This is a genomic window from Streptomyces hainanensis (genome assembly GCF_004348415.1).
GTDB classification, from domain to species: domain Bacteria; phylum Actinomycetota; class Actinomycetes; order Streptomycetales; family Streptomycetaceae; genus Streptomyces; species Streptomyces hainanensis.
Map to the genome: position 1 here is coordinate 1 of NZ_SMKI01000366.1, position 8,152 is coordinate 8,152.

7 protein-coding genes are annotated in these 8,152 nt (G+C 70.8%); 3 read left to right on the top strand and 4 right to left on the bottom strand.

All coding sequences use genetic code 11. The annotated features are described in order from the left end of the window. From E1283_RS27020 to E1283_RS27030, 3 genes are all read right to left on the bottom strand, one after another. Positions 1 to 1,084 (bottom strand): serine/threonine-protein kinase (locus tag E1283_RS27020; RefSeq protein ID WP_132820773.1); only part of this gene is annotated, 1,084 nt, incomplete at its 3' end. A 109-nt stretch (positions 1,085 to 1,193) separates the two neighbouring features. After that, a complete protein-coding gene (locus E1283_RS27025; RefSeq protein ID WP_132820774.1) occupies positions 1,194 to 2,036 on the bottom strand; it encodes a DsbA family protein in 843 nt (280 codons plus the stop codon). Positions 2,037 to 2,112: 76 nt separating this feature from the next. Continuing rightward, a complete protein-coding gene (locus E1283_RS27030; RefSeq protein WP_207930537.1) occupies positions 2,113 to 2,787 on the bottom strand; it encodes a hypothetical protein in 675 nt (224 codons plus the stop codon). Positions 2,788 to 3,044: 257 nt separating this feature from the next. Between E1283_RS27030 and dnaE the strand changes: the two genes are divergently transcribed. Together dnaE and E1283_RS27040 are read left to right on the top strand one after the other, a co-directional pair. Next, complete coding sequence (gene dnaE / locus E1283_RS27035) at positions 3,045 to 6,584, top strand: DNA polymerase III subunit alpha (protein ID WP_132820775.1); 3,540 nt, start codon at positions 3,045 to 3,047, stop codon at positions 6,582 to 6,584. Positions 6,585 to 6,675: 91 nt separating this feature from the next. Continuing rightward, on the top strand, positions 6,676 to 6,915 hold the full coding sequence (locus tag E1283_RS27040) for a hypothetical protein (protein ID WP_132820776.1): 240 nt from the start codon (positions 6,676 to 6,678) through the stop codon (positions 6,913 to 6,915). A gap of 130 nt (positions 6,916 to 7,045) precedes the next feature. Here the strand turns inward: E1283_RS27040 and E1283_RS37520 are convergent, their stop codons facing one another. Beyond that, on the bottom strand, positions 7,046 to 7,207 hold the full coding sequence (locus tag E1283_RS37520; protein ID WP_165956255.1) for a hypothetical protein: 162 nt from the start codon (positions 7,205 to 7,207) through the stop codon (positions 7,046 to 7,048). A 221-nt stretch (positions 7,208 to 7,428) separates the two neighbouring features. Between E1283_RS37520 and E1283_RS27045 the strand changes: the two genes are divergently transcribed. Continuing rightward, a partial coding sequence (locus tag E1283_RS27045) for an NYN domain-containing protein (protein WP_207930538.1) occupies positions 7,429 to 8,152 on the top strand: 724 nt, incomplete at its 3' end.

An 8,152-nucleotide genomic window follows, 5' to 3' on the forward strand; every position in this document is an offset into this window, starting at 1 on the left:
GCTCGGTGGAGACCGTGGGGTCCGTGGTGGGCGTCGGCTCGGGGCGGGCCTCCGCGTCGGAGCCGCCGCGGAGCAGCAGGGCCGCGGCGAGGCCGCTGGCGAGCAGCACCGCGCCGGCGGCGAGCCCGGCGACCAGCGCCGTCCGCGACCGGCCGGACCGTGCCGCCTCGGACCGCGTGGTGTCGGTCGGCGCCACCTCGGGCGGCGGCGGTGGGGTCGGCCGGGTCCCGGGGACGGCCGGCTGCCAGCTGGGGAGCGCGGCGGCCTGCTGGGCGGCCATGGCCAGCATGGCGTCCAGGTGGGCGGCGGTCGGCCGGGCCGCCGGGTCCTTCACCAGCAGCGTGCTCAGCACGTCGCCCAGCGGGCCCGACCGCACCGGTGGCGGCACCGGGTCCTCGAGTACCGCGGCGAGGGTGTTGACCGTCGTGCTCCGGCGCAGCGGGCTGACGCCCTCGGCCAGCAGGTAGAGGGTGATGCCGAGTGACCACAGGTCGGCCGCCGGGTGGTCGGGGGCGCCGCGCAGCCGCTCGGGCGAGATGAACTCGGGGGAGCCGACGATGGAGCCGGTCATGGTGAGCGAGGTGCCGTCGGCCACCGCCGCGATGCCGAAGTCGGTGAGCACGGCCGAGCCGTCCTCGCGCAGCAGCACGTTGGCCGGCTTCACGTCCCGGTGGTGGATGCCGGCCTCGTGCGCCGCGCGCAGCGCCGCCAGCACGTCGCGGCCGTAGCGGATCACCTCGTTCCAGGGCACCGGCCCCTCGGCGACCCTGGACTGCAGGGTGTCGCCGGGCAACAGCTCCATCACCAGCCAGGGGTGCGGCTCCAGGTCCACGATGTGGTAGATCCGCACCACGTTGGGGTGGTTGAGTCTGGCCAGCGCGCGGGCCTCGCGCAGCACCCGCTCCCTGAGCATGGCCTCGGTGGCCGGCGTCGCGTCCTCGGGTGGCCGCACCTCCTTGAGCGCCACCTCCCGGTGCAGGGCCAGGTCCATGGCCCGCCACACCGCGCCCATGCCCCCGTGGCCGAGCCGCTCGCGCAGCTCGAAGCGGGCGTCGATCACCTGTCCCGGTTCTCCCCCTGGCATGGGCAGAAGCGTAAGGGCAGCCAACGGGCGGGCGGAAACCCGGTGTTCCGAGCCGGGTTCCGTCCGCGGGGGGAGGGCGCCCGCCCGCCCGTTGGCCGTGACCCGCCGGTCACTCGGTGCTGTTGGCCTCCACCATGGCGGTGAAGTCCTCCGGCGTCTGCGGGGTGTCGACCACCGTGCCGTTGAACTTCAGGGTGGGGGTGCCGGTGACGTCCTCGTCGGCGTTGAACTTGTCGGACATCTGCAGCGCCCAGACGGCGAAGGTGCTGTTCTGCACCGCGTCCTCGAACTGCTGGTTGTCCTGGAGCTCGGGCACCGACTGGGCTATCTCCAGCAGGTAGTCGTCGTCCGCGAAGTCGTCGGAGGACTCCTCCGGGTGGAACTCGGTCGAGTAGAGCGCGTCGTGGTAGTCCACGAACGCCTCGGGGCTGACGTCGAGCGCGGCGCCCAGCGCGTTGAGGGCGTTCCGGGAGCCGCTGCCGGTCAGCCGGTCGTCGAGGAAGGTGCCGAAGACGTACTCGACGTTGTAGCTGCCGTCGTCCATGCCCTGCCGAACCGTTTCGCCGGTGCCCTGCTCGAACGCGGCGCACGCCGGGCAGCGCGCGTCCTCGTAGAGGGTGAGGGTGTTGGCGGCGTTCTCGTCGCCGACCCGGACGGTCAGGCCGTCGTCGCCGGTCGCGTTGGCGGGCGCGGCGGTCGCGAACTCGGCGTCCGCGCCGTCCGTGCCGTCGTCGAGCTGGGCGCGCACCGCGCCCCAGTCCGTGTTGTCGCCGCCGCCGCCCATGTTGGCGACGGCCACGCCGACGCCGCCCGCGACGCCGAGGAGGGCGATCGCCGCGCCGCCGACGGCCAGCCGTCGGCGCAGCCTGGCGCGCCGCTCGTCGCGCTCGCGTTCTGCCCGCAGCCGTTCCCTGGCGGCTCGCTTGGCCTCGGAGGAGTTGCGCTTGCTCATGATGGGGTTGTCTCCGTGTGTGTCGGGTGATCGGGATTCGCTGTCGCCTGCGACGCGGTCGCGCGCGGCGGCGTGATCACACCGGCGCGTACCGCGGGGCGGACGGCGGGCCGCGACGGAGCACGGAGTGGGCGAGGGCCGGCAGCGCCGGGGCGCCGCGGTCGGTCCTGAAGGTCCGGGGGAGCGGGCGGCGGGCCGGCCGCCGGAGCAGGACGGCGGCCACCGCGAGCAGCAGCGGCCGGAAGGTGGCCGCCACGGCCGCGCGCGCCAGCCTGGCCAGCGCGGCCTCGCCGCACCGCAGCCAGCCGGCGGCCAGCAGGCCCACGGTCACCTGGGCGGCGAGCAGCAGCCAGGGGCTGGCGGTCAGCGGTCCCTCGCCACCGGCCGTCAGCCGGGCCAGCGGGGCGCCGAGGTCGCCGCCCGCGCAGACGAGGTCGAGGCCCAGCAGCCGCAGCGGGCCGGTGATCGGGCCGCCGCTCGGGCCGTAGCAGGTGGCCTGCCCGGTGGTGAAGAGGGTGTCGGCCGCCAGGTGCAGCGGCACCAGCAGCCCGGCGATGGGCCAGAATCCGCGCTCGCGGTCGCCGGCGAGCAGCAGCGCGACGGCGAAGACCGCGGCCGCGACCACCGCCACGGTGGGCATCGGCAGCGGCGACCCCGACAGCAGCACATGGGCGCCGGTGGCGAGCGTGACGCAGAGCGCGGCGAACACCGCCGCGCGCAGCACGCGTATCCAGGATGCCGATATGCCCATCGAGCCGAGTGTGCCACGACGCCGGCCGCCGGCGGAACGGACCTCCGGCCGGGAGGACGGAACCGGCCGTTCCCGCCGGCGGCGCGCGCACGCGCGCAGGGGAATTCCAGCTGCGTTCCTGACCTTGGACGATGCCCGGTAAGCTGCCTCTGACCTGCGGAAACGCCGGCACGGACGGGTGGCTCCCAGCGGCGTGCGACCGGGCGCGGTGGGGGTAGGGTCGAAGCCCCCTGACCCTGCTGCGGAAGGCGCGTGGAGTGACGAAGCCGTTCACACACCTGCATGTTCACACCCAGTACTCGCTGCTGGACGGTGCGGCACGGCTGAAGGACATGTTCAATGCCTGCAACGAGATGGGCATGTCGCATATCGCCGTCACGGACCACGGGAACCTGCACGGCGCGTACGACTTCTACCAGCAGGCCACGGGGGCCGGGATCACGCCGATCATCGGGATCGAGGCGTATGTGGCGCCGGAGTCGCGCCGGCACAAGCGCCGGGTGCAGTGGGGTCAGCCGCACCAGAAGCGGGACGACGTCTCCGGCTCGGGCGGCTACACCCACAAGACGATCTGGGCCACCAACAAGACGGGGCTGCACAACCTGTTCCGGCTCTCCTCGGACGCCTACACCGAGGGCTTCTTCGTCAAGTGGCCCCGGATGGACCGCGAGACCATCGCCCAGCACTCCGAGGGGCTGATCGCCTCCACCGGCTGCCCGTCGGGAGAGGTGCAGACCCGGCTGCGGCTCGGCCAGCCCGAGGAGGCGATGCAGGCCGCCTCCGACTACCGCGACATGTTCGGCAAGGACCGGTACTTCCTGGAGCTGATGGACCACGGCCTCGACATCGAGACCCGGGTCAGGGACGGCCTGTTGGAGATCGGCCGGAAGCTCGGCATCCCGCCGATCGTCACCAACGACTCGCACTACACCTACGAGCACGAGTCGAGCGCGCACGACGCGCTGCTGTGCGTCCAGACCGGCAAGAACCTCTCCGACCCGGACCGCTTCCGGTTCGACGGCAGCGGCTACTACCTGAAGTCGGCCGAGGAGATGTACGCCATCGACTCCTCCGACGCCTGGCAGCGGGGCTGCGCCAACACCGCGCGCCTCGCCGAACGCGTCGACACCACGGGGTGGTTCGGGAAACACGACCTGATGCCGCGCTTCGAGGTGCCCGACGGGCACACCGAGGTCTCCTGGTTCCGCGAGGAGGTGGCGCGGGGCATGGCCCGCCGCTACCCGGGCGGGGTTCCCGAGGACCGGCAGAAGCAGGCCGAGTACGAGATGGACATCATCATCCAGATGGGGTTCCCCGGCTACTTCCTGGTGGTCGCGGACTTCATCATGTGGGCCAAGGCCCAGGGCATCGCGGTCGGCCCGGGCCGCGGCTCGGCCGCCGGTTCGATCGTGTCCTACGCGATGGGCATCACGGACCTCGACCCCCTGGAACACGGGTTGATCTTCGAGCGGTTCCTCAACCCCGAGCGCGTCTCCATGCCCGACGTCGACATCGACTTCGACGAGCGTCGGCGCGGCGAGGTCATCCGGTACGTGACCGAGAAGTACGGCGCCGACAAGGTGTCGATGATCGGCACCTACGGCACCATCAAGGCCAAGGCCGCGATCAAGGACACCTCGCGCGTGCTGGGCTACCCGTACGCGATGGGCGACCGGATCACCAAGGCCATGCCCGCCGACGTGCTCGGCAAGGGCATCCCGCTCTCCGGCATCACCGACAAGTCGCACCCGCGCTACAGCGAGGCGGGCGAGGTCCGGTCGATGTACGAGAACGAGCCGGACGTCAAGAAGGTGATCGACACCGCGCGCGGCCTGGAGGGCCTGGTCCGGCAGATGGGCATGCACGCGGCCGGCGTGATCATGTCCAGCGAGACACTGGTCGACCACGTGCCGCTCTTCGCGCCCAAGAACGACGGCGTCGTCGTCACCCAGTGGGACTACCCCACCTGTGAGTCGCTCGGCCTGCTGAAGATGGACTTCCTCGGCCTGCGCAACCTCACGATCATGGACGACGCCGTCAAGCTGATCAAGAAGAACAAGGGCGTCGACATCAAGCTGCTCGACCTGACGCTCGACGACCCCAAAACCTTCGAACTCCTCGGCCGCGGCGACACGTTGGGCGTCTTCCAGTTCGACGGCGGCCCCATGCGCTCCCTGCTGCGCATGATGAAGCCCACCCACTTCGAGGACATCTCCGCCGTCGGCGCCCTCTACCGGCCGGGCCCGATGGGCATGAACAGCCACATCAACTACGCGCTGCGGAAGAACGGCCAGCAGGAGATCACCCCGATCCACCCGGAGCTCGAGGAGCCGCTGAAGGAGGTCCTGGACGTCACCTACGGCCTCATCGTGTACCAGGAGCAGGTGCAGAAGGCCGCCCAGGTGCTCGCCGGCTACTCGCTCGGCCAGGCCGACCTGCTCCGCCGCGCCATGGGCAAGAAGAAGAAGGAGATCCTGGACAAGGAGTTCGTCCCCTTCCAGGCCGGTATGCGCGAGCGGAAGTACTCCGACGAGGCGATCCAGTCGGTGTGGGACGTCCTGGTGCCGTTCTCCGGCTACGCGTTCAACAAGGCGCATTCCTCGGCATATGGCCTTGTCACCTACTGGACGGCATATCTCAAGGCCAATTACCCCGCCGAGTACATGGCCGGTCTGCTCACCTCGGTGCGCGACGACAAGGACAAGATGGCGATCTATCTCAACGAGTGTCGCCGTATGGGTATCAAGGTGCTGCCGCCCGACGTCAACGAGTCCGAGGCGTTCTTCACGCCGCGCGGTGACGAGACGATCGTCTTCGGCCTCACCGCGGTGCGGAATGTCGGCCAGAACGTGGTGGACTCCGTCGTCGCCACCCGGAAGAGCAAGGGGAAGTACAGTTCCTTTCCCGACTTCCTGGACAAGGTCGATGCCGTCGTCTGCAACAAGCGCACCGTGGAGTCGCTGATCAAGGCCGGCGCCTACGACGCCCTGAACCACACCAGGAAGGGCCTGACCGCCCACTTCGAGACCATGATCGACAACGTGGTCCAGGTGAAGCGCAAGGAGGCCGAGGGCCAGTTCGACCTGTTCGGCGGCATGAGCGACGACAGCGCGGACGACGGCCCCGGATTCGGCCTCGACGTGGTCTTCTCCGAGGAGGAGTGGGAGAAGACCTATCTCCTCGCCCAGGAGCGGGAGATGCTGGGGCTCTACGTCTCCGACCACCCGCTGTTCGGCATCGAGCACGTGCTGGGCGAGAAGGCGGACGCGGCGATCCTGGCGCTCAACGGCGGCGACTATCCGGACGGGGCGGTCGTCACGATCGGTGGCATCATCTCGGGCCTGCAGCGGAAGATGACCAAGCAGGGCAACCCGTGGGCCATCGCCACCGTGGAGGACCTCGGCGGCTCCCTCGACTGCATGTTCTTCCCCGCCACCTACCAGCTCGTCTCCACCCAACTCGTCGAGGACGCCGTCGTCTTCGTCAAGGGCCGCCTCGACAAACGCGAGGACGTCCCCCGCCTCGTCGCCATGGAACTCCAGGTCCCCGACCTCTCCGAGGCGTCCGCCGACGCGCTCGTCACCATCACCATCCCCGCCGTCAAGGTCACGCCGCCGCTGGTCGCCAGGCTCGGCGAGGTGCTCGGCCAGCACCGCGGCCCCGCCGAGGTGCGGGTGAAACTCCAGAGCGCCCGGGGCACGACCGTGCTCCGGCTCGACCGCCACCGGGTACAGGCGGATCCGGCGCTCTTCGGTGATCTCAAAGCGCTCCTGGGGCCGACCTGCTTGGCGGGATAATGGCGTGCGTTTTACCTTAACGGGGCATTCCCGGGTCTACCTTCGGTGATGAGTGAATCTCCGTTAGGGGGTGGGCCGAGTGGATGCCCGAATGATAGAGAAGGCCGTTTTCCTGGTGCGTGAAGCGCACGCTTCCCGGGAGGCGGCCGTGCATGCCCTGCTGGAATACTTCCCTGGTTCCGCATTCGAGGACCGACTTCGGTGCGTGCACGAGGCCTGGGACATCGTGCACTGCGGCGCACCGCCCGTACCCGCCTATTCGGCTCGCTCGGAGGTCTCCGACGCCCGCTATTTCGCGGCGGCGCACGAGCGGCACGCCTTCACGGATTAGCCGCGAGGCGTCGGGCGCCTCCACGATTCAACCGAGGCGCGGCCGCGGCGGCGGACCGCGCACCCGAGGGCGCACCCCCCGAGACGGGGGGTGCGCCCTCGCTCGTTCGCCGGCACGCCGCGTGGCGGCGTCAGTTGTGGCCGAACTTCTTCTCGCGCTTGCGGATCTTCGGCTGGTCCATCGTGCTGTCCGACGCCGACGGGTCCTGCCCGGAGCCCGATCCGGAGCTCGACCGCTCCGGTCGCCGGGCGTCCTGCTGCTGCCGCCGGTCGCGGTTCTTGTTCTTGGCCATGATCGCCTCCAGGCTGGGACAGACCGAAACGTCGGTGGGACCGCGGACCCGCGACCAGATTCGCACGGCGCACCATACTTCGCATTCCGGGCAGGGTGTCCGACGGATTCGCCACGCCGAAGATCGAGTTGGCGCAGATAACGGCGGTTCGGTCGGGCAGACTCAAGGCGGGCAGACTGAAGAAGACACTTCTGTGAACGTTCTGGTGAGCGAGGTGCAACGTGGACCGCTGCGTCGTTCTGGTAGATGCCGGCTATCTGCTGGGCGCCGCCGCCAGCCTGCTCGCGGGCGAACCGGCCCGCCCACGCATCACCGTCGACCACGCCGCCCTGATCCAGGCGCTCCGCGAACGCGCGGAGGCCGACACGGGCCGTGAGCTGCTGCGCATCTACTGGTTCGACGGCGCCCCCGACCGCGTGCCGCAGCCCGAGCACCGCAGGCTCCGGGTGATGCCCCGCGTCACCGTCCGCCTCGGCGCGCTCACCCGTAGCGACGGCCGTTGGGCGCAGAAGGGCGTCGACGCCGCGATGCACGCCGAGCTCACCGAGCTGGCCCGCAACCGCGCCTGCGCCGACATCGTCCTCGTCACCGGCGACGGCGACCTGCTGCCCGGCCTGATGTCCGCCAAGGAGCACGGCGTCGCCGTCCACCTGTGGGCCGTCCAGGCCGCCGACGGCGACTACAACCAGTCGGAGGACCTGGTCGCCGAGGCCGACGAGCGCCGGGTCCTCGACCGCGCCTGGATCACCCGCGCCGTCCGCGTCAACGACGCGCCCGCCGTCGACACCGCGCACCACGCCCCGCGCCCCGAGATCGCCGCCATCCTCGCCGCCCCGCTGCCCGAGGGCGCCGGCCCCGCCGGCGAACCGTCCCGGCGGCCCAGGGTGGTCGCCGCCAAGAACGGCACGGCCCCCGCGGAGAGCGACGAGGACTGTCCGCCCGCCC

Bases quoted from the DNA above. Each gene is read 5' to 3' on its own strand.
- E1283_RS27030 (WP_207930537.1), bottom strand. From the start codon at position 2,787: ATGGGCATATCGGCATCCTGGATACGCGTGCTGCGCGCGGCGGTGTTC.
- E1283_RS37520 (WP_165956255.1), bottom strand. From the start codon at position 7,207: ATGGCCAAGAACAAGAACCGCGACCGGCGGCAGCAGCAGGACGCCCGG.
- E1283_RS27040 (WP_132820776.1), top strand. From the start codon at position 6,676: ATGATAGAGAAGGCCGTTTTCCTGGTGCGTGAAGCGCACGCTTCCCGG.
- E1283_RS27025 (WP_132820774.1), bottom strand. From the start codon at position 2,036: ATGAGCAAGCGCAACTCCTCCGAGGCCAAGCGAGCCGCCAGGGAACGG.